We start from the raw sequence: 23,270 nt of genomic DNA on the forward strand, positions 1-23,270 counted from the left end.
CGCCGCCTCGCTGATGGCCTTCGACTCCCGCAGCCTTGATCGCCTCAGGGAGCTGGGCCGGCGCCTGCCCCAGCCCCTGCCGGCACCACCGTCCAGCGCGGTGGCAGGGTCAGCGGCGGCGGCAGCGGGCGAGCGGCGCCACCGGGTGGAAACGGAAACCGATCCTGATGCGCTGTTCCACGAGCTGATGCAGGTGAGCCCGGACGGCACGGTGCCGCCTCACCTGTTGCAGCGCCTGCAGGAGCTGGAGTTGAGCCGCCAGGAGCGGCAGCTCCAGGAGCGGCGGATCGAGCGGCTGCCCCCCTCCTCCCCGGCGCCTCCTGCCGGTTCCTCGCCCTCCGCTGGTCGCACCGGTGCCGGGCTCGGCGCGGGCAATGGTGCGGGCGGCAGCGCGGGACGGGGGGGACGCCCCCTGAATCCGCGGCCGGATCGTCGCCTCGCCGCCGACCACCCTGAGCTCTACACCGAGTTTCAGCAGCTGCTGCTGGAGGACGAGGAGGATCCGGCCGGCCCCTGAGCCCGGCGCCCGAGATCGGGCTCATCAGTAGATTTGTACTACTCTGATGGTCTCTGTCGGCTGCCCCCTTGCTCGACGCGATCCGCCCTCTCCCTGTCTTGTCGCTGCCCCAGCCCCAGCCCCTGCCGTTGCGGCCTGATCGCCGTGCCGTGCGGTTGCCCCTGGCGGTGGAATCCGTGGCGGCGGGCTTTCCCTCCCCCGCCGACGATTACGTGGAGGTGGGCATCGACCTCAATGAGCAACTGATCGCGCATCCCAGCAGCACCTTTTTTCTGCGCGTCAGCGGTGATTCGATGACGGGCGCCGGCATCCACCACGGCGACCTGCTGATCGTTGATCGCAGCGTCGAGCCGCGCCCCGGCCGCATTGTGGTGGCCGTGCTGGAGGGTGCCTTCACGCTCAAGCGCCTGGTGCGGCACCAGGGCCGCCTGCGGCTGGAGGCGGCCCATCCGGCCTACCCCCCCCTGGAGCTCCATGACGCCGACGACACCCGCCTCTGGGGCGTGGCCATCCAGGTGATCCACCCGCTCTGATCCAGTGGCCCTGATCCAGTGGCCCCGATCCAGTGGCCCTGATCCAGCCGCCCTGAACCCCTCGCCCTGCCCAACCGATGCCGCTCGCCACCGTGCTGATCGACGGCAACAACTTCTACGCCTCCTGTGAGGCGGCCCTCGATCCGGTCCTGATCGGCCGGCCGCTGGTGGTGCTCTCCAACAACGATGGCTGCATCGTGGCCCGCAGCGCCGAGGCCCGCGCCCTCGGCATCGCCATGGGCACCCCCTACTTCCAGGTGCGCCGCCAGCTGGAGCGCCAGGGGGTGGTGGTGCGCAGCTCCAACTACGCCCTCTACGCCGACATGAGCCAGCGGCTGATGGCCACCCTGGAGCCCTGGGTGGAGGAGCTGGAGATCTATTCGATCGACGAAGCCTTCGGCCGCCTGCACCGGCCGGCCGGCGGAGATCTCACGGCCTGGGGCCAGGCGCTGCGCCGGCAGGTGCGGCGCCACCTGGGTCTGCCGGTGGCGGTGGGCATCGCCGCCAGCAAGACCCAGGCCAAGCTGGCAAACCGGCTGGCCAAGCGCTCCGGGTACCCGGCGGGTGGCGAGCGGGCGGGGCAGTCGCTGGGCGTGTTCGATCTGGGGGCCGTGGCCGATCCCGACCTCTGGCTGGAGCAGGTGCCGGTGGAAGAGGTCTGGGGCATCGGCCGCAAGCTCTCGCGCTGGTGCCGTCTGCGCGGCATCGCCAATGCCCGCCAGCTGCGCGATCTGCCCAGTGGCGAGCTGCGGGCCCGCTGTGGGGTGGTGGGCCTGCGTCTGCAGCAGGAATTGCGCGGCCACAGCTGCCTGCTGCTGCAGAGCGTGGTGCCGGCCAAACAGGAAACCTGCGTCAGCCGCAGCTTCAGTGAGCCGGTCACCAGCCTGGCGGCCCTGCGGGAGGCGATCGCCACCTACCTCAGCCGCGCCGCCGAGAAGCTGCGCCGCCAGCGCCAGCGGGCCGGCACGATCACGGTGTTCGTGCGCAGCAGCCCCTTCAACGGCACCAGCTTCTACGCCAATGCCGCCACCGTCTCGCTGCCGCTGGCCAGCCAGGACACCGCCGTGCTGCTGGCCGCCGCCCTGCCCCTGGCTGCGCGTCTGTTTCGCCCCCACAAGCCCCTGCAGAAGGCCGGCGTGCTGCTGCAGAACCTGCAGCCGGTGGAGCAGTTGCAGCACCATCTGCTTGTTCCCCTGTCGCCGGAGCAGCAGCAGCGCCGCGAGGCGCTGATGGCCACGATCGATGGCCTCAACCGCCGCTACGGCCGCGGCACGGTGCAGTGGGCGGCCTGCGGTCTGCGCCCCAGCTGGGCGATGAAACGGGAGCGCCTCTCAGGCGCCACCACCACCCGGCTGGCCGATCTGCCGGTGGTGCTGGCCTGAGCCTCAGGTCAGGTTGCGCGGCGGCACCGGCCGGCCATGGCGCAACTGCCGCCGCCAGCGCCCGGCCTGGAACCAGGCCGCCGCTGCCAGCACCGCCACCCCCAGCGCACCGGCCGCCGCCGCTGAAGCTCCCCACCAGGCGGCGCCGCCGAGTGCCAGCAGCAGCACGGCGGCGAGCATGGGTTGCAGCTGGGCCAGGCGCCGGTCGGCGCCGGAGCAGCTGCGGCAATGGCGGGTGTGACTCTCGTAGCGCTCCAGCAGCGGCGTTTCCCCCAGCCGCTCCGGCAGCGTGGCATCACCGAACGGCTTGCCAGCGCCAGCGCTGATCCAGTCGTGCAGGGCGCGCACGTAAGCATCGGAGCTGGTGGCCAGATAACAGGAGCGGGCCAGCCCGTCGCTGCCGCCCCGGGCTTCCAGCACCCGCTCCTGCCAGTGCAGGAAGGCCTGGTCGTCTTCCAGAACCACGTGGTTGGCCAGGTGCTGCAGCCATTCCGGCCGCAGCTTCAGCAGCCGGCGGGGCAGGGCTGATTCGAAGCGGAAGGGGAAGCGGGCGAACAGCCGGCACTCCCCCGGCCGGATCGGCGTGGCGTACACCACGGTGAGGATGCGGGCGAACCCCTTGGCGGTGAGGTCGTGCCACATCAGGCAGGGGGCCTGGAAGGTGGTGAACTGGGTGCCGAGCGTGCCGCGGCGCGGCCCCTCGGGCCACACGCCGGTGAAGCCCTCCGGCCCGCTGCTGGTCAGCTCCAGGTTCACCGGTCCGGCCGTCTCGCGCTTGCCCACCGTGGCGTGGTGGGTGAACGGCACGTGGCTCACATCAAGCACGTTCTCCAGCAGGGTGAGGGCGTCGTAGGGGAGGTCGCGGAAGGTGTCCTGCACCGTCCACTGCTCCGGCTCCTCCGCCAGCATCGGCAGCAGCGGCAGGGGCGCTGCGGCAGCTGCGGCGGGATCGCCGGCGAAGACGAACAGCATCCCCTGGCCTTCGGCGGTGGCGTAGGCGTGGCAGCGGCTGCGCGGTGTGTCGATCGTGCTGCCGGCCTCGGCCTGGGGGATGATGGTGCAATGCCCCTCGCCATCGAAACTCCAGCCGTGGTAGGGGCACTCCAGCTCGCCCCGCCCATTGAGGCGGCCCTGGGAAAGGGGCACCAGCCGGTGCGGACAGACATCGGCGAAGGCACGCCACTGGCTGGCCTGTCGGTCCCGCCAGATCACCAGGTCGTCGCCGAGCAGGGTGAAGGGGGTGGGACGGTCTGGCCGGAGGTCCTTGAGATAGGCCACCGGGTACCAGGCGCGATGCCAGGACGAGTGAGACAGGGAGGGCATGGCGCCGCGGAAGCACTGGGTGCTGCCGATGCTGGCAGGGCCGGCGGGGCTATCGATCAGGCGGCGGTCGGGGTGGCGGCGAGGGCCTCGGCCAGGCCGGGACAACGCTGGCGGTCGAGGTGAGAGATGTGCTTCCGCTCGTTGTAATAGAGCTCCTGGAATCGCAGGGCATCGGCGTTGAGCGCGGCGAACAGGGCGTCGATGCGGGTTTCCATGTTCACGGCCACCGTTGTTGCGGCTTCGGTCTTTTCCTGCTCCAGCAGCAGGGCGATGCAACGTTCAAGGGTTTCCAGTCGCTGACCCCGCCAGGCATCGAGCAGATGGCGACAGCGCTTGAGGCAACGCTGGCGCTCCAGCACCGCCGCGGTGCCGCGCAGCTGGAGCAGGGGTGCCGAGAGATTCATGGTCTGGAGCTCATCGGGCTCCAGCAGGGGGGTGAGCCGGTTGAGCAGCTCGCTCTGCTCCATCAGCAGCTGGTCGGCCAGCAGGCGGGGCAGATCGAGATCGGCCAGGTCGTCGCCGGGATCCTCGCCACGGTTGATCGCTTCCAGCCGGCCGACGCCGAGGTTGTCCTCCTCCCGTTCGCTGATCGCCGCCCAGAGCAGGCGGTGGTGCTGGAGGGCGAAATCATCGAGCTCACGCAGGCGCAGCTCGCGCCGGATCGCGCCGCGATGGCGGGCGGCATGGAGATAGAGGCGGAGCAGCTCCGCTTCGGCCCGCTCGCGCAGGCCGATCTCACCGGGCTTTTCCCAGCGGCTGGCGCGGCCGTGCCAGCGCTCGCCCTTCACCTGCTGGCGCAGGTCTTCCTCCAGCTTCTGGGCCAGGCGTGCCTGGCCGCCGGAGAGGCGCTCGGCCACCTGCTGCAGGTAGTGGCTGCGCACGGCGCTCTGGGGCAGCTTGCCCAGCAGCGCCACCAGGGCCGACACCGCCTGCTGGAACTGATCGGAGCGGGCCAGGTCCTTGCCCTCCAGCGCCTGCTCGATCTGCCAGTCGAGCCAGAGCGGCGCCTGCTCCAGCAGGGCGCGGTACTCGCCCGCTCCATGCTCCTTGAGGAAGTCGTCGGGATCCTTGCCGGCGGGCAGGTGCAGCACCCGCAGCTCCAGCTGCCCCTGCAGGGCCAGCTGCTCCACCTCGCCGATCGCCCGCTGCGCCGCCCGCACACCGGCGCCGTCGGTGTCGAAGTTGAGCACGAGGCGGCGGCTGTCGCAGCAACGGCACAGCTGGGTGATCTGCTGGCTGCTGAGCGCCGTGCCGAGCGCCGCCACCGCATTGGTGATGCCGGCGGCATGCAGGGCGATCACATCGAAGTAGCCCTCCACCACCACCGCCTGGTCGTCCTTGCGGATGGCGTTGGTGGCGCGGTCGAGGCCGAAAAGATGCTTGCCCTTCTCGAACACCTCCGTTTCCGGTGAGTTGAGGTATTTGGGTTCACCGCCATCGAGGCTGCGGCCGCCGAAGCCGATCACCCGCCCCTGGCGGTCGCGGATCGGCACCATCACCCGGTGGCGGAAGCGGTCGTAGAAGCCGTCGCCGCCCTTGCGTGGCACCACCAGACCGGCGGCCTCCAGCAGCTCCGGTGCCAGCCCCTCCACCTGCTGCAGGTGCTTCAGCAGCCCATCCCAGGCCTCGGGCGCGTAGCCGAGTTCAAAGCTCTCCAGCGTGGTTTCGCTCAGGCCCCGCTGCTGCTTGAGGTAAGCGAGGGCGGCGGCACCGGCGGGGCTGCGCAGCTGGCTGCGGAACCAGCCGGAGGCCAGCGCCAGGGCCCGCAGCAGCGCTTCGCGGCGCGAGAGCTGCTGGCGCAAGCGCTCCTGCTGCGGCCCCTCCACCGTTTCCACCGGCAGCTGGTATTTGCGTGCCAGCTCCAGCACCACATCGCTGAAGCTGTTGCGCTGCAGCTCCATCAGGAACTTGATCGCGTTGCCGCCGGCGCCGCAGGAGAAGCAGTAATAGAACTGCTTGGCGGGCGAGACCGTCATCGACGGCGATTTGTCGTCGTGGAAGGGGCAGATCCCCACGAACTCGCGGCCCTTCTTCTTGAGCACCACGTGCTCGCCCACCACATCGACGATGTCGGCGCGCTCCTTGACGGCCTCGATCGTGCGGGGGTGAAGGCGGGCCTGAGGTGCCGGTGGGCTCAAGGAACGGCGCTACCTGTAGGGGCTTGATGGCAGCCATTCTGCCTGACGCCACCAGAGGTGGGGAGATGCCATGGCCACCGTTGCCGGCGTTGCCTTGCCTAGGGTCAACGACTCTGGCCTTGAGCCGGCTCGGCTGGGATCCGGCATGGACATGCTGCTCAGCGCCCTGGCCTTCAGCCTGATGGGGGTGTGCGTCAAGGCGCTGGGCGGCCGGCTGCCAGTGGCTCAGGTGGTGCTGGCCCGTTCGGTGGTGAGCCTGCTGATCAGCTGGTGGCTGCTGCGCCGGGCGGGCCTCTCGCCCTGGGGACAGCGCCGGTGGTTGCTGGTGAGTCGCGGCGTGCTCGGCACCGCCGGCCTCTACTGCGTGTTTCTGGCGATCGCCGGCCTGCCGCTGGCGGTGGCCACGGTGCTGCAATACCTGCATCCCACCTTCACCGCCCTGCTGGCCTGGCCGCTGCTGGGCGAACGGCCCGGCGCCCGGGTGTGGCTGGCGGTGGCCCTGGGCTGGCTGGGCGTGCTGCTGCTCACCGATCCCGCCGCCCTGGCCGTCTTCCAGCCAGTGGGCACAGCGGCCGGCGTGGCTCTGCCCACCGGGCCGCTGCTGTTCGCCCTGGCCGGTGCGCTGCTGTCGGCCCTGGCCTACGTGAGCGTGCGCGCCTTGCGCCGCAGCGAACACCCGCTGGTGGTGGTGTTCTATTTCCCGCTGATGGCCCTGCCGCTCAGCCTGCCGCTGGTGCTGCTGAATCCGGTGGCACCCAGGCCGGCGGAATGGGGCTGGCTGCTGGGGGTGGGGGTGTTCACCCAGCTGGGCCAGCTGGCCCTGACCCGCGGCCTGATGGCCATGCCGGCGGCCCGCGCCACGGCGCTCAGCTACGTGCAGGTGCCGCTCGCGGCCCTCTGGGGGCTGCTCTGGTTCGGCGAATCCCTCGATCCCGACATCCTCACCGCCGCCGGCCTGGTGCTCGGCTCCACCCTGCTGAGCCTGGGCCGCTGAAGCGTCAGGCCGTCAGGCCATCGCCGTGATCGCGCTGCGGAAGCGGGCGTGGGCCACAGCAAAGAACACCGATCCGATCAGCAGCAAGGCCAGAAACTGAGGCCAGACCACCATGAACGTGGCTCCACGGAAAAGAATGCCCTGGGCCAGCATCACGAAATGGGTGCTTGGTGCTGCCAGCATCAGGGTGCGAACCAGTTCCGGCATGCTTTCGCGAGGGGTGACACCGCCTGAAAGCATCTGCAGCGGCAGCAACACCATCATCAGCAACAGGCCGAACTGGGCCATCGAACGGGCGAAGGTGCCGAGGAAGATTCCCAGTGAGGTGGCAGCGAAAAGGTAGAGAGCCGCTCCGGCGGCGAACAGCGGCAGGGAGCCGGCCAATGGCACCGCCAGCCAGCCGCTCACCACGATCCGCAGGGAGAGCAACCCGGCGCTGAGCACCACCAGGCCCATCGACCAGACCTTGCTGGCCATGATCTCGAAGGGGGTGACCGGCATCACCAGCAGGTGCTCGATCGTGCCCCGTTCGCGCTCCCGGATCAGGGCCGCTCCGGTGAGCACGATGGCGAGCAGGGTGATGTTGTCGATCAACTTGTTCACGGCACCGAACCAGGTCTTGGTGAGTTCGGGGTTGAAGCGCATGCGCATCACCAGGTCCACCGCCGCTGGCGGTGTTGCCTGGCTGTGCTGAACGAAGGTCTGCACCTCGGTGCTGACGATCGATTGGACATAGCCGCTGCCCGTGAGCGCCTGGCTGACCCGGGTGGCATCCACATTGAGTTGAATCGCCGGTGAGCGCCTGGCCAGCACATCGCGCTGGAAGCCGGAGGGGATCACCAGGGCGAAGGTGTCCAGGCCCGCATCCATGCGCTCGTCCATCAGCGGCTGCTCGATCAGCTGCGGCGGCAGAAAGTAGGGAGCTTCAAAGGCGGCGATGATGCGTTCAGAGAGAGGCGAGCGGTCCTCGTCGACGATCGCGATCGGCGCCAGATGGAGCGTTTCCGGCAACACCGTGGCCCCCGCATAGACCGACATCGTGAAGACGAAGACGATCATCATCAGCATGATCGGGTCTCGGGCCAGGCTCCACAGCTCCTTGAGGCCCAGGTGATAGATGTTGGCGCCGCGCATGGCTCAGGTCTCCTGTTTGTTCAGGAAAAGAACGGACAACCCCAGCAGCACCGGCACCGTCATCAGCAGGGCGGTGAAAGGTCGGAGCAGATCGCCGAAGCCCAGTTCCTTGGAGAACGTGCCGGTGGAGATGGTGAGTGCATGGGCGGTGGGGTAGATCGCCCCGATCAGTGCACCGGCCCCCTGGAGGGAGGAGACCGGATCGAGCAGTCCGCAGAAGGAGGTGGCCGGCAGGATCGTCAGCACCGCGGTGGTGAACAGGGCGGCGATCTGGGTGCGCACCAGGGTCGAGATCAGCAGCCCAAGACCGGTGGCGCAGGTCACATAGATCAGGGCACCGCTGGCCTGCGCCGCCACGCTGCCGGTCAGCGGCACGGCGAACAGCGTGACCGCCAAGAGGGTGAGCAGGGTGTAGTTCACCATGGCCAGGGCCACGTAGGGCAGTTGCTTGCCGAGCAGGAACTCCAGCCGGGTCACGGGGGTGGCGTAGAAATTGACGATCGTGCCCAGCTCCTTTTCCCGCACCACCGAGAGCGCCGCCAGGATCGCCGGGATCAGCAGCAGCAGGATCGGGATCGTGGCCGGCACCATCGCCACCAGGCTGAGGATGTCGGGGTTGTATCGAAATCGTGTCTCGATGCTGGCGGCGGCCGGTGCGCTGGACTGGCCCAGCTGACGCCGGGCCCGGTCGGTCTGCCACTGGCCATGGACGCCCTGCAGATAGGAGCGCACCGTTTCAGCCCGCAGCGGCATCGAACCGTCGATCCAGGCGCCGATCGCCGCCGGGTCGCCGCGCTTCAGATCACGCCCGAAGCCCGGTGGCAGCTCGATCGCCACGCTCAGCTCCCCGGAGCGCATGCGTCGATCAAGGGCGTCGTAGCCATCCAGGGGTGGATGTTCGATGAAGTAGCGCGATCCGGCCAGGTTCAGCGCGTACTCCCGACTCGCCGTGCTGTCGTCGCGGTCGAGCACGGCGTAGGGCAGATCCTCCACATCCATGTTGATGCCGAAGGCCATCACCACCATCAGGAAGAGGCTGCCGAGCACCGCCGTGGTGATCCTGATCGGGTCGCGGCTCAGTTCCAGGGCTTCGCGCCTGGTGTAGCTGCCCAGCCGTTGCAGGCTGAAGCCCTTCCCCTCCCATGGCGAACGCTCCAGGCCGGCCGGAGGGGGCGCGGCAGCGGTGATCGCGGCGGCAGAGGGGTTGGCGTCTGTGGCTCCGCTCGCCTCCTCCAGGTAGCCGATGAAGGCCTGCTCGAGCGTGGCGGCGCCCCGCCGCACCATCAGGCCGGCGGGGGTGTCACTGACCAGGACCCGGCCGGCATGCATCAGCGAGAGGCGATCGCAGCGCTGTGCCTCGTTGATGAAGTGGGTCGAGAGGAAGATCGTGACGTGATCGCTGCGCGAGAGATCGATCAGTTTCTGCCAGAAGATGTCCCGGGCGATCGGATCGACCCCCGAGGTGGGCTCATCGAGGATCAGCAGCTCGGGCCGGTGCACCAGGGCCACCGCCAGCGACAGCCGCTGGCGCACCCCCAGCGGCAGGGTCCCCGGCAAGGCGTCAGCGAAATCCCCCAGGCCGAACTGCTGCATCAGGTCGGCGCAACGGGCGGTGATCTCCGCCGCCTGTACCTGGAACAACCGAGCGTGCAGCACCAGGTTCTGATGAACCGTCAGCTCGCTGTACAGCGAGAACGCCTGCGACATGTATCCCACCCGGCGCCGGGTGCGGAGGTCGTCGGCGTTGAGCGGCCGCTGGAAGAGGCGCACCTGGCCGGAGCTGGCCGGCAGCAGCCCTGCCAGCACTTTCATCGTGGTCGACTTCCCGCAGCCGTTGGAGCCGAGGAAGCCGAAGATCTCGCCACGCTCGATCCGCACGTTGACGCGGTCCACGGCAAGGAATGTGCCGAAGCGTTTGCTGAGCTCAATGGCCTCGATCGCCACCTGGCCATCGCCCGGTGGGCGGGCCGGAATGGTGACCGGGTGGTGTCCCTGGCGCCTCGCCTCCGGCAGCAGGGCGATGAAGGCGGCCTCCGGCGTGGTGGTGCCGGTGCGCTGCAGCAACTCCACTGGGCTGCCGCTGCTGAGCACGCGGCCGTTGTCCATCGCCACCAGCCAGTCGAAGCTGGCCGCCTCCTCCATCGAGGCGGTGGCCACCAGCACGCTCATCGCTGTGTGTTCGCGTCGGATGCCGGCGATCAGGTCCCAGAACTGACGGCGCGAGAGCGGATCGACCCCGGTGGTGGGTTCATCGAGGATCAGCAGGTCGGGGTTGTGGATCAGGGCGCAGCAGAGGCCGAGCTTCTGCTTCATTCCGCCGGAGAGCTGGCCGGCAGGGCGGCTGCCGAAGCGGCCCAGCCCGGTGCGCTCCAGCAGGGCGGCGCGGCGGCTGCGACGCTCCGTGCGTCCGAGGCCGAACAGGCGCGCGAAGAAATCCACGTTCTCGTTGACGGTGAGCGTCGGGGAGAGGTTGTTGCCGAGGCCCTGGGGCATGTAGGCGATGCGGGGGCACACCTGGCGGCGGTGGCGTGGGTTGGCCATGTCACCGCCGAGGACGAGCACCTGGCCCTGCTGCACCCGCCGGGTTCCGGCCGCCAGCGCCAGCAGGCTCGACTTCCCCACCCCATCCGGGCCGACCAGGCCGCTGAGCATGCCGCTGGCCACGTCGAGGCTGACGCCGGCGAGGGCGCAGGTCGCGCCGAACTGCAACCGCACCTCGCACAACTGGATGACCGGTGGCGTCAACCCGGCACCTTCACCGTCAAATTCGCGGGCCAGGGGACTCTGGGATCAAGCCGCACATAGGCCATGCCGGGCAGCCCGGTCTTGACGCTGCGGATGTGGCGTTTGAGCAGGGCGGAATCGATCCGGGCCTTGATCCGGAACATCAGCTTCTGGCGTTCGATCGCCGTTTCCACTGTCTTGGGGGTGAACTGGGCCACGTCGGCAACGAAGCTGACCTGCGCCGGGATCACCAGCTGCGGAGCGGCATCCAGCACCAGATGGACCTCGGAGCCGAGCCGCACCCGCCCGGCCTGGTCCGTTGGCAGAAAGAAGGTCATCGAAACGTCGGAGAGGTCGACCATGTTCAGCACCTTCCCCCCCGCGCTCAGGACTTCACCGGGCTGGGCGACGCGGTACTGGACCCGCCCATCGCGGGGAGCCTTCAGCTGGCTGTCGGTGATGTCGGCCCGGATCGCTTCGATCCGGGCCTGGGCGGCCGTCACCGACGACTCCGCTTCGATCACCAGGGAACCTGCCGTGCTGATCGCGGCGCGGCTGGCCGCCACGGTCGCCTGGGCTGCGGCGACCACCGCATCGGCACCGTAGAAGCTGGCGCGTGCATCGTCGAGGTCCTGGGCCGAGACGGCACCGCTGACGAATAGCTGCTCCTGGCGGCGCCGGTGGCGGCGGGTGTCTTCGCGCTCGGCGCTGCGCTGCACAACGACGGCTTCGGCGGCGGTGCGTTCACTGCGCCGCTGCAACACGGTGCTCTCGGCCGTTTCGACGGCCCTGGTGGCCTTGCGCAGATCCGCCTGCGCTCCCCTCAGCTGTGCCGTCAGCACGTCGGTATCCATCCTGGCCAGGACCTGGCCGCGCACGACGAAGTCCCCCTCGTCCTTGAGCACCTGATCAATCCGGCCTGCCGCTTTGGTGGCCACGTCGATTTCCACCGCCTCGATCCTTCCGTTGCCACGCGCGAAGCTGTCAGGAAGCTGCGTCGGCCTGGAGGCCTGCCAGACGGCGAAGCCAGCGCCTCCCCCGGCCACGAGCAGGCCGCCCAGCACCAGCAGCCAGCGGCCTCGGATCATCGTGGGGTGCTCGGAACGATCGGACGACCAGGCGGAGGAAGAACTTTTCTGTCGTCTTAGCCAGAAGGCTGACTCCTGACCGAGCGGCTGCGATTCCGTCAGCAAGTCGACATGGAGCTGGCGCCAGCGGCCGCTGAAGCGGCATCACCGTGAAAACACTGGTGAGCCGGGCGCCTATCCCTTGAGCGGCAGAGGATCGCTCACCCAGCCGGGGCTGCCGTTCTGGTCCCTGGGCCGGGCCAGGCGCCAGCTCTGGCCCTTTTCACCCCGTTGGAGAAACAACTCGAAGCCGCTGTCGACCCGGTAGGGGTCCTCCGCCAGCCGCCAGTCGAACTGGCCGGTGAGGTGCAGCCCCCTGGCTTCCCCGATCGTGATGGCCTCCTGCCGCGCCACCCGCACCCGGCTCACCTGGGGCGGTCCCGGCGGCGGCAGGTCGAGTGCCTGGGCGATCGATTGCTGGGTCAGGGCGATCTGCAACTCCAGGGCATCCAGCAACACCTGCCGGGGCGGCTGGCCGACGCCCTGGCAGCCCGTCAGGCTCAGCAGCAGGGCCAGCAGCAGCACCAGCAGCGCCGGCAGCGGCCGCAACCGACGACTGGCGTCAACGGGCAGAGCGGGCAGCATGGGAGATCTTCAACGTGTCCCCATGATCGGCTGGCTGCAGGGCACCGTGGCGGAGCAGTGGCAGCAGGGCAATCGCTGCGGTCTGCTGCTCGCCTGCCAGGGGGTGGGCTACGAAGTGCAGCTCACCCGGCGCCACTGGGATGGCCTGCCGCCGGCCGGCAGCAGCCTGGTGCTCTACATCCACCAGGCCATCCGCGAGGACAGCTGGACCCTGTTCGGCTTCGGGGCCCGCCATGAACGTGACCTGTTCCGTCTGCTGGTGGCGGTCAGCGGCGTCGGCCCCCAGATGGCCCTGGCGCTGCTCGGGGCGATGCCGACCGAGGAGTTGGTCAGGGCGATCGTGCAGGCCGATCTGCGGCTGCTGGCCAAGGCGCCCGGGGTGGGCAGGCGCACCGCCGAGCGGCTGTCCGTGGAACTGCGCAGCAAGCTGGCAGAGGCGGTGGATTTCGATGAGACGGATCCCGGTGAGCTGGCCGTCGATGCCGCCAGCCAGCCGGCGTCAACCACCCGCGACGATGTTCAGATCACCCTGACGGCGCTTGGTTACGAGCCCCTTGAGATCAACCGGGCCCTGCGGGCGGTGGGCCGCCAGGGACTGGCACCGGAGCTGGGAGCCGATGACTGGTTGCGGGAGAGTTTGCGCTGGCTGTCCCAGCAGGTCGCCTGAGGGCCGCCGGGACGGTAGGTTGTCGGTTTGCACCGTCAGGGCTCAACGTCGGCATGCCGCTCAATACCACCAAAAAACAGGAGCTGATCAACGGCCATCAGACCCACGGCACCGACACCGGCTCCGTTGAGGTCCAGGTGGCGATGTTGAGCGAGCGGGTCGTCCAGCTCACCGGCCATCTCCAGCAGAACAAGCACGACTTCTCCTCCCGCCAGGGGCTGCTCAAGATGATCGGCCGTCGCAAGCGGCTGCTCGGCTACCTCCGCGCCCAGAGCGAAGAGCGCTACAGCCAGCTGATCGCCAAGCTCGGCATCCGGGGCTGATCTCTCGCCATGGCAGCGAAGCGCAAGCCCCTGCCGTTCAAGCCCGACCGAGCTGCGGCCGCCAGGGCTGCCGGTGGGGGCAAGCCGCAGCCCAAGGCCAAACCGGCAACGTCCAAAGCCGCCAGGACCTCAGGCTCCCAGGTGATCCCATCGGCGGTGGCCAACCGCATGGCCCGCCGCATCGCGATCGCCACCGGGGTGCCCTCGTTCCTCGGTATGGCCGTTTTCGTGGCCAGCTACCTGCTGGTGAGCCGTGACATCCTCGCCATCCCCACCGTGGCCACTCTGGCCGCTTCCGGTGGCTGTTTTCTGCTTGGCCTGCTCGGGCTGAGCTACGGGGTGCTGTCGGCCAGCTGGGAGGAAGCGGCCGGCAGTTGGTTCGGTGCTGAGCAGATCGGGCTGAACCTGCGGCGGGTGGGTGCTTCGCTCAAGGCGATGCGGCAGGGGGGCAAGGCCTGAGGCCCAGCCCAGGCCGTTGGGGCCGACTGACGGAAGACGGACGGATGTCCGATGGCCGGGCTTGCTGCGACTGCAAGCGGGTTTCTGTCGACTTTGTGTGGCGGGCTTCGGCATGGCTGGCTAGTGGTGGGGTGTTCTTGCAGAGCCACCCAGCCATGACTACGAACAAGGGAAACCCGATGGGCTTGATTCTTGCGGTGATCGTCCTGATCGGCTCGTTGGTTTTTCAGGCCCCGGCCATTGCCATGACCAGCCACCCAGCCAACGCACCGTTTGCTGCCAACATCAAGTCCAAAGATCTCTCCGCCTCCGCCAAGCAAGTGGAAGGCCGGCTCCAGGCCGCCCACGGAGAACTCATGGGTGATCCCGGCGAAACGATCAAAGGACAGGCCAAGCAGGTGCAGGCTGCAGCGATGCAGGCTGGGTCCGATCTCAAGCAAGGTGTGAAGTCTGCGGCTGACTCATTGGCGGATTCGGCAGCAAAGGCAGCCGACAAGATCAAATGATCCCCGCCTGAACAGCTGGCCTCTGGCGAGGCAAGCCCTTTTGGCCAGACGATCCCGGCCACAGTGCATCCAGGCTTGTGCAGCTTCCCCTCGCCCTGCGGGGCGGCTGTTCAGCGCTGATAAGCCTGCGGTTGATCTTCAGCGCTCGCGTCGTTTTTCGTTATCAGGTATTGCCTTGCTGCATGCGATCAGGTCTGTTGCTGGGATAGCCGGTTGTGGTTTGATCTCGGCTTCTCCGATGGCCACCCAGGCCAGAACCCTCGATCAGAGCAACATCGTGATGCGTTTCTGTCAGCTTGCCGTCAATACGGAAGTGGAGCGTTCCGGCCTGGCTGTGCCGGCAGGGTTGACCCAGTTCACCTGTCAATGCTTTCTCAGGCATCTCGACCTTGGTCGCTCCCTGAATGCGGCTCAGGTGAACTGCAAGCAGGAGGCAGTCCGCAGGTACAGGCTCTGATCACAGCGTTGAGTGCTTGCCATGATTCCGTGATATCACCCCTCAGACCAGCTGCAGCGGTGAGCGCAGCCGGGCTGTGAACGATGCGGCGGTGAGTGTGTCCAGGGCGGCAGCGCCATCGCGCACGCAGAACTGATAGCCCAGCCGCACATAGCGCGACTCACTGGCCTGGCGCACCATCGCCACCACCGGCACCCGTACCCCCGCTTCCTCCTGGTCGGGCCGGTGGCGCACCAGGCATTCGCGCAACTGATGCTGCACACCGATGTCGGCGGCGTCTTCGGCCTGCAGTTCCACCATCAGGAACTGCAGCGCATCGATGGCGCGGCAGTCATCGAGGATCAGCTGCACCCGCTCGTCCCGCCTGTCCACCGAAGCCCAGACCAGCAACCTGGCATCCAGCATCAGATGGTCGGCGAGGCGGGCGAAGGTTTTCGGAAACACCACCGCTTCAGCGCTGCCGCTGAGATCTTCCAGTTGCAGCACCGCCATCCGATCGCCCTTGCGGGTGGTGAGGGCCCTGATGTCCGCCACCATCGCCACCACGCTGACGCGGGCCTTGTCGGGCTGCTCCTCCAGGCTGGCCAGGGAGATCGGGGTGAGCAGCCGCATCGGCCGGCTCAGCTGCTTGAGCGGGTGATCGGAGAGGTAGAAGCCCACCAGTTCCTTCTCCAGCTTCAACTTCTCGTTGGGGGGATAGTCGGCGACCGCAGCGGCCCGGGGGGCTGTGGCCGGTTCAGGGGCGGCAGCGGAGCCGAGCAGATCGAACAGATTGCCCTGGCCGCTGGCCCGGTCGCGGGCGCGGCTGCCCGCCCAATCCAGCACCAGATCGAGATCGGCCATCAGCTGGGCGCGGTTGGCGTTGGGCTCGAGGGCATCGAGGGCGCCGCAGTGGATCAGCGATTCCAGCGCCCGCCGGTTGATCAGGCCGGCCGGCAGCCGGTCGCAGAGATCGGCGAGGGAGGTGAAGGGCCCACCGGTGAGGCGAGCCTCCAGCAGCTGGCGGATGGCGCCATCACCGAGGTTGCGCACCGCCGAGAGACCGAACAGGATGCGATCGCCGGTGGGGGTGAAGTCGATGCCGGAGGCATTCACATCGGGTGGCATCACCTCGATGCCCATCGATTGGCAGTTGCCGATGTAACGCTGCACCTTGTCGGTGGCTCCGGCATTCACCGTGAGCAGGGCGGCCATATAGGCCACCGGGTAATGGGCCTTGAGGTAGGCGGTCTGATAGGTGACGGCGCCGTAGGCGGTGGAGTGGCTCTTGTTGAAGCAGTATTCGGCGAACAGCACCATCTGCTCGAACAGGGCTTCGGCCACCGTGGCGTTCACGCCCCGCGCCGTGGCACCTTCCACGAACTGGCTGCGGTGTTTCTGCATCTCCGACACCTTCTTCTTGCCCATGGCGCGGCGCAGCAGATCCGCTTCTCCGAGCGAATAGCCGGCCAGATCCTGGGCGATCCGCATGATCTGCTCCTGATACACCATGATCCCGTAGGTTTCCTTGAGGATCGGCTCCAGGGCCGGGCAAGCGAAATCGATCGCTTCGCGGCCGTGCTTGCGGTTGATGAATTTAGGGATCAGTCCGGCATCAAGCGGGCCGGGGCGGTAGAGCGCCAGGATCGAGGAGATGTCTTCCAGTGAGGAGGGTTTGAGGTCGCGCACGATCTGGCGCATGCCGCTGGATTCCAGCTGAAAGATGCCTTCGAGATCCCCGCGGGCCAGGAGCTCATAGGTGCCGGGATCATTGGCCGGCAGGGCATCGGGGTCGATGCGTTCACCGCTGCCCTGCTCGACCAGATCCACCGTTTTATCGATCATGGTGAGATTTCTGAGGCCGAGGAAGTCCATCTTCAGCAGCCCCATCGCCTCCACGTCTTCCATGAAGTACTGGGTGATCACCTGGCCGTCGTTGTTGCGTTGTAGCGGCACCAGCTCATCGAGCGGTTCGGCGGCGATCACCACCCCGGCGGCGTGCACACCGAAGGTTTTGTTGGTGCCCTCGATGCGGCGGGCCATGTCCACCCAGCGGCGCACATTGGCATCGTTTTCATACTTTTCGCGGAACTCCACCGCCGGTGACTCCGGCCCGATCATCTCGGCGAGCTTGGCGGGTTTGCCGCGCACCACCGGAATCAGCTTGGCGAGGCGGTCGGCATCGCCGTAGGGGATGTCGAGCACGCGGGCCACATCCTTCAGCACCGCCTTGGAGGTCATGCGGTTGAAGGTGATGATCTGGGCCACCTTGTCGTCGCCATAGCGCTGGGTGACGTAATCGATCACCTCGCTGCGCCGCTCAATGCAGAAGTCGGTGTCGATGTCCGGCATCGACCTGCGTTCGGGGTTGAGGAAGCGCTCGAACAGCAGCCCGTGCTCCACCGGATCGAGTGCGGTGATGCCAAGCGCATAGGCCACCAGCGAGCCTGCCGCCGAGCCCCGGCCCGGACCCACCGGAATGCCCTGCTCGCGTGCGTAGCGGATGTAATCCCACACCACCAGGAAGTAGGTGGGGAAGCCCATCTGCTCCATCACCTGCAGCTCGAAGGCCAGCCGCTCGCCATACACGGGCTCGAACGGATCAGCGGCCGAGAGCCCCAGCCGCTGCCGCAGGCCCTGCTCACTCACCTCGCGCAGATAGCTCACCGCCGTGTGCCCGGTCGGGATCGGGAAGCGCGGCATCTGCTGGCGGCCGAGGATGTCGTAGGCCTCCACTTTTTCGGCCACCGCGGCGGTGTTGGCGATGGCACGGGCCACCACCGCTGGCTCGAGGTGATCGGCGAACAGGCGGCCCATCTCCGCCTCGCTCTTGATGTATTCGGTGCCGGTGTAACGCAGGCGCTTGACGTCGGTGACGAGCTTGCCGGTGAGGACGCAGAGCAGGGCGTCGTGCGCTTCCACATCACCGCTGGTGAGGTAGTGGGCGTCGTTGGTGGCGATCAGCTCGATGCCGAGTTCAGCGGCGATGCGCACGATCTCCACGTTCACGATCCGGTCTTCCGGCGAGCCGTGATCCTGGATCTCCAGGTAGAAATCGGCGCCGAACAGCTCCTGATACCAACGGGCCACATCACGGGCCACATCCGGGCGGCCGCGCAGAATCGCCTGGGGAATCTCACCGCCCAGGCAGGCGGTGGCCACGATCAGGCCTTCGCTGTACTGCGTCAGCAGCTGCTTGTCGACGCAGGCGCGGGAGAAGATGCCCCGGCCGCGCATGCCGCGCAGGTGGCTGATGCTGGTGAGCTTCACCAGGTTGCGGTAGCCGGTGGCATTCTTGGCGAGCACCACCAGGTGGTAGCGGCGTTCTTTCTTCGGCTGCGGATCCTCGATCGAGCCGTTGATCACATACATCTCATTGCCGATGATCGGCTTGATGCCTGCCTTGGTGCACAGCTTCAGCAGCTCGATTGCGCCATACATCACCCCGTGATCAGTGAGGGCGAGGGCCGGCATGCCCAGCTCCACGGCCCGCTCCACCATCTGCGGCAACTGGCTGGCCCCGTCCAGCAGGCTGTAGTCGCTGTGGTTGTGGAGCGGAACGAAGGCCAAGGGCAGTGGGTCGCTGCCGCCAGCCTAGGGGAAAACCACTAGATCCAGGCTCTCTGCCGGGCCGTGCGGGGCTGCAGACACCAGATCTGGGGTGTGCAGCCGCTGCGCTCAGGTGATGATGCCGATCAAGGCGATTGGCAGCTGGTCCTATTGCCGATCCAGCAGAGTTTCCCTGCGTACGTTGATCGTGATCTCACAGGAGCATCACGCCAGGTCCGTAGTCCTTCAGGGCACGGTCGTCGCTGAGCAGGAGCACCCCTTCTGAGCGGGCCTGGGCGATCAGCAGGCGATCGAACGGGTCTTTGTGGTGGGGAGGCAGGAGCGCCGTGGCGGCGGCATGGTCGGGGGTGATCGCCAGCAACGCGAAACCCGCCTGCTGGGCTGCTTTGACCAGGGCCTGAGGGGACACCGGCAGCTTGCCCAGCTGATGTTTGATGGCTGCCTCCCAGATCGAGGCGGCGCTGACCAGACAGCGGGCCCCACACAACCGTTCCTCCCATTCCCTGGAGAGGCGTTGGTCCCCGCTCAGCCACCAAAGCAGCACGCAGGTGTCGAGCAGGTAGCCGCCTCCAGCGGCCATCAGAGCCATCCCTCGGATTCGCCACCGAGCAAGGCCGCCACCGCGCCCTCAACCTCCGGGGCGAAGGCGGCATCGATGCAACCTGCCTCCAGATCCAGCGATCCCCGCCCGCCCAACCGGTGGGCGGGGCTGCCCGGCACCAGCCGCACCAGTGGTTTGCCCGCCCGGGCGATCCAGACCTCCTCACCGTCGAGGGCGGCCTGAACCAACTCGGAGAGCTGGGCTTTTGCTGCGTAGAGGTTGGCTTGTCGCATGGGCAAACAGCCCGTTTCCTCCCACACTAACTTAGTCAGACCAGCTCCTCAGAGAGCTTCAGGGGGCTGTGGATCTCTGGCTCGGCAGGGCTGGCATCGGCCCCCAAAAAGGCGCACATCAAGTGGCACACCTAGTGGCACACCAAGGAGACCACCTTCGAACTGGCGGAAGGCTGCTCAGCCCACAAGCTCAGGCCACCAGCGCCGCCACCGGCCGGTTGTCCATCACCCGCGCCGCCTGTTCGTAGTGGTGGGCCACCTGCAGCAGGCGCGGCTCCTCCAGCACACCGGTGATCAGCTGCAGGCCGATCGGCAGGCCGCCGTCGTCGAAGCCGCAGGGCACATTGATCGCCGGCAGGCCCGCCATGTTGGCTGGAATCGTGAGCAGATCGGCCAGGTACATCGCCAGGGGGTCGTCGGCGTGGGCGCCGAAGCGGAAGGCGGTGGTGGGCGAGGTGGGGGTGAGCAACACATCCACCTGGCCGAAGGCGGCGTCGAAGTCGCGGCGAATCAAGGTGCGCACCTGCTGGGCCTTTTTGTAGAAGGCATCCACATAGCCAGCCGAGAGGGCGTAGGTGCCGATCAGGATGCGGCGCTGCACCTCATCACCGAAGCCCTCGGCGCGGCTGCGGGCGGTCATCTCTGCCAGGCTGCCGGCTTGCCCGGAGCGGAAGCCGTATTTCACGCCGTCGTAGCGGGCCAGGTTGGCCGACGCCTCCGACGGAGCGATCACGTAATAGGTGGCGATGCCGTCGTTGAAGCGGGGGCAGCTCACCTCCACCAGCTCGCAGCCGAGCGCCTCCAGCTGGGCGGCGGCCGCCAGCACCGACGCCTTCACCTGGGGATCCAGCCCCTCCTGCTCGAAGCATTCGCGCACAAGACCCACGCGCAGACCGGTGATGGGTTGCCGCAGCGCGGCCCGGTAATCCGGCACGGGGGCCTGCAGGCAGGTGCTGTCGCGGGGGTCGGCGCCGGCGATCACCTGCAGCAGCTCGGCGGCATCGGCCACGCTGCTGCTGAACGGACCCACCTGATCCAGCGAGCTGGCGAAGGCCACCAGCCCCCAGCGGCTCACCCGGCCGTAGGTGGGTTTGAGCCCCACCACGCCGCAGAAGGCGGCGGGCTGGCGGATCGAGCCGCCGGTGTCGGAGCCGAGCGCGGCCACCGCTTCACCGGCGGCCACCGCCGCCGCACTGCCGCCGGAGCTGCCGCCCGGCACCCGCTCGGGATCCCAGGGGTTGCGGCTCGGCCCGAAGGCGGAGGTTTCCGTCGAGCTGCCCATGGCGAACTCGTCGAGGTTTGTCTTGCCCAGCAGCACGGCGCCGGCCTGCCACAGCCGCTCGGTGACGGTGGATTCGTAGGGCGGCACGAAGTGCTCCAGCATGCGGCTGGAGCAGGTGGTGGTGATGCCCTTGGTGCAGAGGTTGTCCTTGATGGCCAGGGGGATGCCGGCCAGCGGTGGCAGTGCCTCGCCGGCGGCGCGGGCCGCATCGATGCGGTCGGCATCGGCGCGGGCCCGCTCGGTGGTGACCTCCAGGAAGGCATGAACGGTGGGCTCCACCGCTGCGATCCGGGCCAGATGCTGATCGGTGAGCTCCCGGGCGGAGAGCTCTCCGCTCTGCAGCCGCTCACGCCATTCGGCGATCCCCATTGCATCTGTTGCGGCGATCGGCCGACGCTATCAGCCAGGCCCGAGCAGTTCGGTGAGCGGTTCGCCCCGGTTGAGACGGACCACCTCATGGCTGAGCGAGGCGGGTGCCTCGGCCTGCAGATCGGCCAGAAAGGCCGGCAGCTTGTTCTCCAGCTCCCGACGCCTGAGGAAGGGACCGAACCAGTAGATGACGTCCGGGGATTCGGTCTGGACCTTCGCCCACCAGGCCAGGCCAAGACCATTGGCCAGGCTGCGCAGGGGTTGAAGGAGCGCGTTCATGGAAGACGATCGTCTGGGCCCATTGTGCCCTTGACCTGCCTGACCGGGCCGCGCTTGTCGTCGCTCACAGTTCGATGTCCCCCGCAAAGCTGGCGGGCAGCTCTTCAGGTTCTGGGGCCACCGCCTCGGCCACGGCAGGATCCGCCGCCGCCGGGTCGGGCGCTGTTTCTGCCTCTGCAACTGTCTCTGCCTCTGCAACTGTCTCTGTCTCTGTCTCAGGATCGAGTAGGGGATCAGAGTTGAGGCTGGGATCAGGATCGAGCTCAAGGTCGATCGCAGCCGATTCCGGCACGGAAGCGGCCTGGTGGGGCAACTGGGGCCGCACGATCCGGGGAGCTGGTGCCGTGCCGGTGATCGGCTTCATCCAGCCGCGGCGGGCCACTTCGTAGAGCAGCAGGGCGGTGGCCACCGAAGCGTTCAGGCTCGGCGTGGCGCCGCGCAGCGGGATGCGGATCAGCTGGTCGCAGTGCTTGCGGGTCAGCATCGAGAGCCCCTGGGATTCCGAGCCCGTGACCACCACCAGGGGGCCGTCGAGATCGGCCTCGATCAGGCTGACCGTGCCCTCCTCGGCCAGGCCGACGACGCGGTAGCCCTCGTCCTTGAGCTGCTCGAGGGATCGGTTGAGGTTCACCACCTTGGCGACAGGGAGATGCTCCAGCGCCCCCGCGGCCACCTTGGCCACCGATCCAGTCAGTCCGGCATTGCGCCGCTGGGGCAACACCAGCCCATGGGCGCCGAGGGCCTCGGCGCTGCGCACGATCGCCCCCAGATTGTGAGGGTCGGTGAGCCCGTCGACGGCCATCAGCAGGGGCGGTTCGCCAATGTCACGGCACCCTTCGATCAGGCTCTCGAGATCCAGGGTGTCGGCGGCGGCCACCTGGAGCACGATCCCCTGGTGGACCGCGCCGCCGGTGAGCTGGCCGAGGCGGGCCCAGCTCACCTCTTCGACCAGCACACCGCCCGCCTTGGCTTCGCGCAGCAACTGCAGGAAGCGCGGGGCGAAGCGAAGCTCTGGGGTGCACCAGATGCGATGAATGGGTCGCTCACTCTCCAGGGTGGCCTGGGCTGAATGGCGGCCCCAGATCATGTCTTCGGCAGGCTCGGCGCCGAACCGCTCCGATTCACCGCTGGGTTCGAGGTTGTCCTCCCGTTCGCTCACGGACCGGTGGGAGGTGGTTGGACGCCTGTCCCCGAAGCGGGATCGCTCGAAGCTCGGCTTGCCGAAGGGTGGCTTGCCCTCGATCGAGCGATTCGCCGCCGCTGGCCTTGCTCCGAAGGCTGGCTTGCCACCGAATGAGGGCCTGCCCCCAAAGGAGGGCTTTCCACCAAAAGATGGCCTGCCGAAGCTGGGTTTCCCGTAGGCGGGCTTGGCTCCGGTGGGCCTGCCGGCTGGATCGCTGCGGCGTGCGCCGGGCCGGGCCGGGATCACTCGGGTGGGGCGTCCCTCACCGCTGGGTTTCAAGAAGCGCTCGCGACGCTCAACTGGCCTGGATTCGCCGCGCCCTTCACGCCCTTCACGCCCATCACGGCCGTCGCGATCCGGAGGAGCGCTCCGCCAGTCGGGCCTTGGACCACTGAAGCGGGCAGGTTTGCCTCCGCGTGGACCTTGGGCGGACCGCTCGCCGCCTCCATCTGACCCCTTCGGCCTGCGGCGCTCAAATCGTTGGGTCATGGACGTTCAGGCAATGGGTCGGGTCCGGGCTGTTCAAGATGATCCAGCAGCTGAGCGAGCCGTCCGGGGTTCCGCAGAAAGAGCCAGCCCACCATTGTCTCAAATCCCGTGGCCTGTGCGTACGTGGCCGGATCGCCACGCCTTGGTCCCCGTCCGGCCCGATTCCTTCCCCGGCGGACCCAGTCCCGTTCCATGTCGCTGAGCAGCGGTTCCAGCCGCACCAGGGCGGCGGCCTGGGCCCCGGCGCGGACTTCCTCCACCACCGCCCGATGCAGGGTGTCGCTGCGCCCGGCCTCGCGGCACTGACGCAGGCGCTGATGGAGCTCCCAGACAGCATCCCCCAGCCAGGCCAGTTGGAGGGGGCCCAGCTCGCTGCCCCGCATCGCCTGGCGCTGACGCAGCCAGTCGGAAGAGGC

Annotated in this window: 21 protein-coding genes; 8 read left to right on the forward strand and 13 right to left on the reverse strand. The window is 68.1% G+C overall.

What is annotated here, in order from left to right; all coding sequences use genetic code 11:
- Nucleotides 1–13: 13 nt before the first annotated feature.
- The 3 genes from KQ307_RS10730 (at nt 14) to KQ307_RS10740 (ending at nt 2,432) form a co-directional block, all read left to right on the forward strand.
- Nucleotides 14–517, forward strand: coding sequence for a hypothetical protein (locus KQ307_RS10730; RefSeq protein ID WP_259702308.1), 504 nt, complete (start codon nt 14–16; stop codon nt 515–517).
- 98 nt (nt 518–615) lie between these two features.
- Nucleotides 616–1,050, forward strand: a complete 435-nt coding sequence (locus KQ307_RS10735; protein ID WP_259702309.1) for a LexA family transcriptional regulator — start codon at nt 616–618, stop codon at nt 1,048–1,050.
- A 77-nt stretch (nt 1,051–1,127) separates the two neighbouring features.
- Nucleotides 1,128–2,432 (forward strand): Y-family DNA polymerase, encoded by a 1,305-nt coding sequence (locus tag KQ307_RS10740; RefSeq protein WP_259702310.1) that lies wholly within the window; start codon nt 1,128–1,130, stop codon nt 2,430–2,432.
- Nucleotides 2,433–2,435: 3 nt separating this feature from the next.
- Here the strand turns inward: KQ307_RS10740 and KQ307_RS10745 are convergent, their stop codons facing one another.
- Entirely contained in the window at nt 2,436–3,755 is a 1,320-nt protein-coding gene (locus KQ307_RS10745) for a Rieske 2Fe-2S domain-containing protein (RefSeq protein ID WP_259702346.1), read from the reverse strand.
- Between the two features lie 56 nt (nt 3,756–3,811).
- Nucleotides 3,812–5,893 (reverse strand): DNA primase, encoded by a 2,082-nt coding sequence (dnaG, locus tag KQ307_RS10750; protein ID WP_259702311.1) that lies wholly within the window; start codon nt 5,891–5,893, stop codon nt 3,812–3,814.
- A gap of 70 nt (nt 5,894–5,963) precedes the next feature.
- On the opposite strand from dnaG, the gene KQ307_RS10755 reads away from it, so the two are divergent.
- A complete protein-coding gene (locus KQ307_RS10755) occupies nt 5,964–6,887 on the forward strand; it encodes a DMT family transporter (RefSeq protein WP_259702312.1) in 924 nt (307 codons plus the stop codon).
- 12 nt (nt 6,888–6,899) lie between these two features.
- Here KQ307_RS10755 and KQ307_RS10760 read toward each other — a convergent pair whose 3' ends face one another.
- The 4 genes from KQ307_RS10760 to KQ307_RS10775 all read right to left on the reverse strand — a co-directional run bounded on the left by KQ307_RS10760 (nt 6,900) and on the right by KQ307_RS10775 (nt 12,457).
- A complete protein-coding gene (locus KQ307_RS10760) occupies nt 6,900–8,021 on the reverse strand; it encodes an ABC transporter permease (protein WP_259702313.1) in 1,122 nt (373 codons plus the stop codon).
- A gap of 3 nt (nt 8,022–8,024) precedes the next feature.
- A complete protein-coding gene (gene rbbA / locus KQ307_RS10765) occupies nt 8,025–10,766 on the reverse strand; it encodes a ribosome-associated ATPase/putative transporter RbbA (RefSeq protein ID WP_259702314.1) in 2,742 nt (913 codons plus the stop codon).
- Complete coding sequence (locus KQ307_RS10770; RefSeq protein WP_259702315.1) at nt 10,763–11,833, reverse strand: HlyD family secretion protein; 1,071 nt, start codon at nt 11,831–11,833, stop codon at nt 10,763–10,765. Before KQ307_RS10770 ends, rbbA begins: the two co-directional genes overlap by 4 nt.
- A gap of 174 nt (nt 11,834–12,007) precedes the next feature.
- Nucleotides 12,008–12,457 (reverse strand): hypothetical protein, encoded by a 450-nt coding sequence (locus KQ307_RS10775; RefSeq protein ID WP_259702316.1) that lies wholly within the window; start codon nt 12,455–12,457, stop codon nt 12,008–12,010.
- A 22-nt stretch (nt 12,458–12,479) separates the two neighbouring features.
- Here KQ307_RS10775 and ruvA point away from each other — a divergent pair, with 22 nt between their 5' ends.
- From ruvA to KQ307_RS10795, 4 genes are all read left to right on the forward strand, one after another.
- On the forward strand, nt 12,480–13,124 hold the full coding sequence (gene ruvA / locus KQ307_RS10780; protein WP_259702317.1) for a Holliday junction branch migration protein RuvA: 645 nt from the start codon (nt 12,480–12,482) through the stop codon (nt 13,122–13,124).
- A gap of 53 nt (nt 13,125–13,177) precedes the next feature.
- Entirely contained in the window at nt 13,178–13,447 is a 270-nt protein-coding gene (gene rpsO, locus KQ307_RS10785) for a 30S ribosomal protein S15 (protein ID WP_259702318.1), read from the forward strand.
- A 9-nt stretch (nt 13,448–13,456) separates the two neighbouring features.
- The gene (locus KQ307_RS10790; protein ID WP_259702319.1) at nt 13,457–13,906 is read left to right on the forward strand and encodes a PAM68 family protein; all 450 of its coding nucleotides are present in this window, start codon (nt 13,457–13,459) and stop codon (nt 13,904–13,906) included.
- Between the two features lie 155 nt (nt 13,907–14,061).
- A complete protein-coding gene (locus tag KQ307_RS10795; RefSeq protein WP_259727945.1) occupies nt 14,062–14,412 on the forward strand; it encodes a CsbD family protein in 351 nt (116 codons plus the stop codon).
- 499 nt (nt 14,413–14,911) lie between these two features.
- On the opposite strand, the gene KQ307_RS10800 is transcribed toward KQ307_RS10795, so the two are convergent.
- The 7 genes from KQ307_RS10800 to KQ307_RS10830 all read right to left on the reverse strand — a co-directional run bounded on the left by KQ307_RS10800 (nt 14,912) and on the right by KQ307_RS10830 (nt 23,237).
- Nucleotides 14,912–18,418, reverse strand: coding sequence for a DNA polymerase III subunit alpha (locus tag KQ307_RS10800; RefSeq protein ID WP_259702322.1), 3,507 nt, complete (start codon nt 18,416–18,418; stop codon nt 14,912–14,914).
- A 193-nt stretch (nt 18,419–18,611) separates the two neighbouring features.
- The gene (locus tag KQ307_RS10805; RefSeq protein WP_259702323.1) at nt 18,612–18,998 is read right to left on the reverse strand and encodes a type II toxin-antitoxin system VapC family toxin; all 387 of its coding nucleotides are present in this window, start codon (nt 18,996–18,998) and stop codon (nt 18,612–18,614) included.
- Nucleotides 18,998–19,252, reverse strand: a complete 255-nt coding sequence (locus KQ307_RS10810) for a type II toxin-antitoxin system Phd/YefM family antitoxin (protein ID WP_259702324.1) — start codon at nt 19,250–19,252, stop codon at nt 18,998–19,000. The genes KQ307_RS10805 and KQ307_RS10810 overlap by 1 nt, the downstream gene beginning before the upstream one ends.
- A 190-nt stretch (nt 19,253–19,442) precedes the next feature.
- On the reverse strand, nt 19,443–20,903 hold the full coding sequence (gene gatA / locus KQ307_RS10815; RefSeq protein WP_259702325.1) for an Asp-tRNA(Asn)/Glu-tRNA(Gln) amidotransferase subunit GatA: 1,461 nt from the start codon (nt 20,901–20,903) through the stop codon (nt 19,443–19,445).
- A 30-nt stretch (nt 20,904–20,933) separates the two neighbouring features.
- Complete coding sequence (locus tag KQ307_RS10820; protein WP_259702326.1) at nt 20,934–21,182, reverse strand: DUF1816 domain-containing protein; 249 nt, start codon at nt 21,180–21,182, stop codon at nt 20,934–20,936.
- A 64-nt stretch (nt 21,183–21,246) separates the two neighbouring features.
- On the reverse strand, nt 21,247–22,644 hold the full coding sequence (gene rlmB, locus KQ307_RS10825; protein WP_399254062.1) for a 23S rRNA (guanosine(2251)-2'-O)-methyltransferase RlmB: 1,398 nt from the start codon (nt 22,642–22,644) through the stop codon (nt 21,247–21,249).
- Nucleotides 22,645–22,850: 206 nt separating this feature from the next.
- Nucleotides 22,851–23,237 carry a ribonuclease III domain-containing protein gene (locus KQ307_RS10830; RefSeq protein ID WP_259727990.1) on the reverse strand — a complete coding sequence of 129 codons (387 nt, stop codon included), beginning with the start codon at nt 23,235–23,237 and terminating at the stop codon, nt 22,851–22,853.
- Nucleotides 23,238–23,270: the final 33 nt, after the last annotated feature.

The sequence above is a fragment of the Synechococcus sp. CS-1326 genome (genome assembly GCF_025128115.1).
In the GTDB taxonomy this organism is placed as follows: domain Bacteria; phylum Cyanobacteriota; class Cyanobacteriia; order PCC-6307; family Cyanobiaceae; genus Regnicoccus.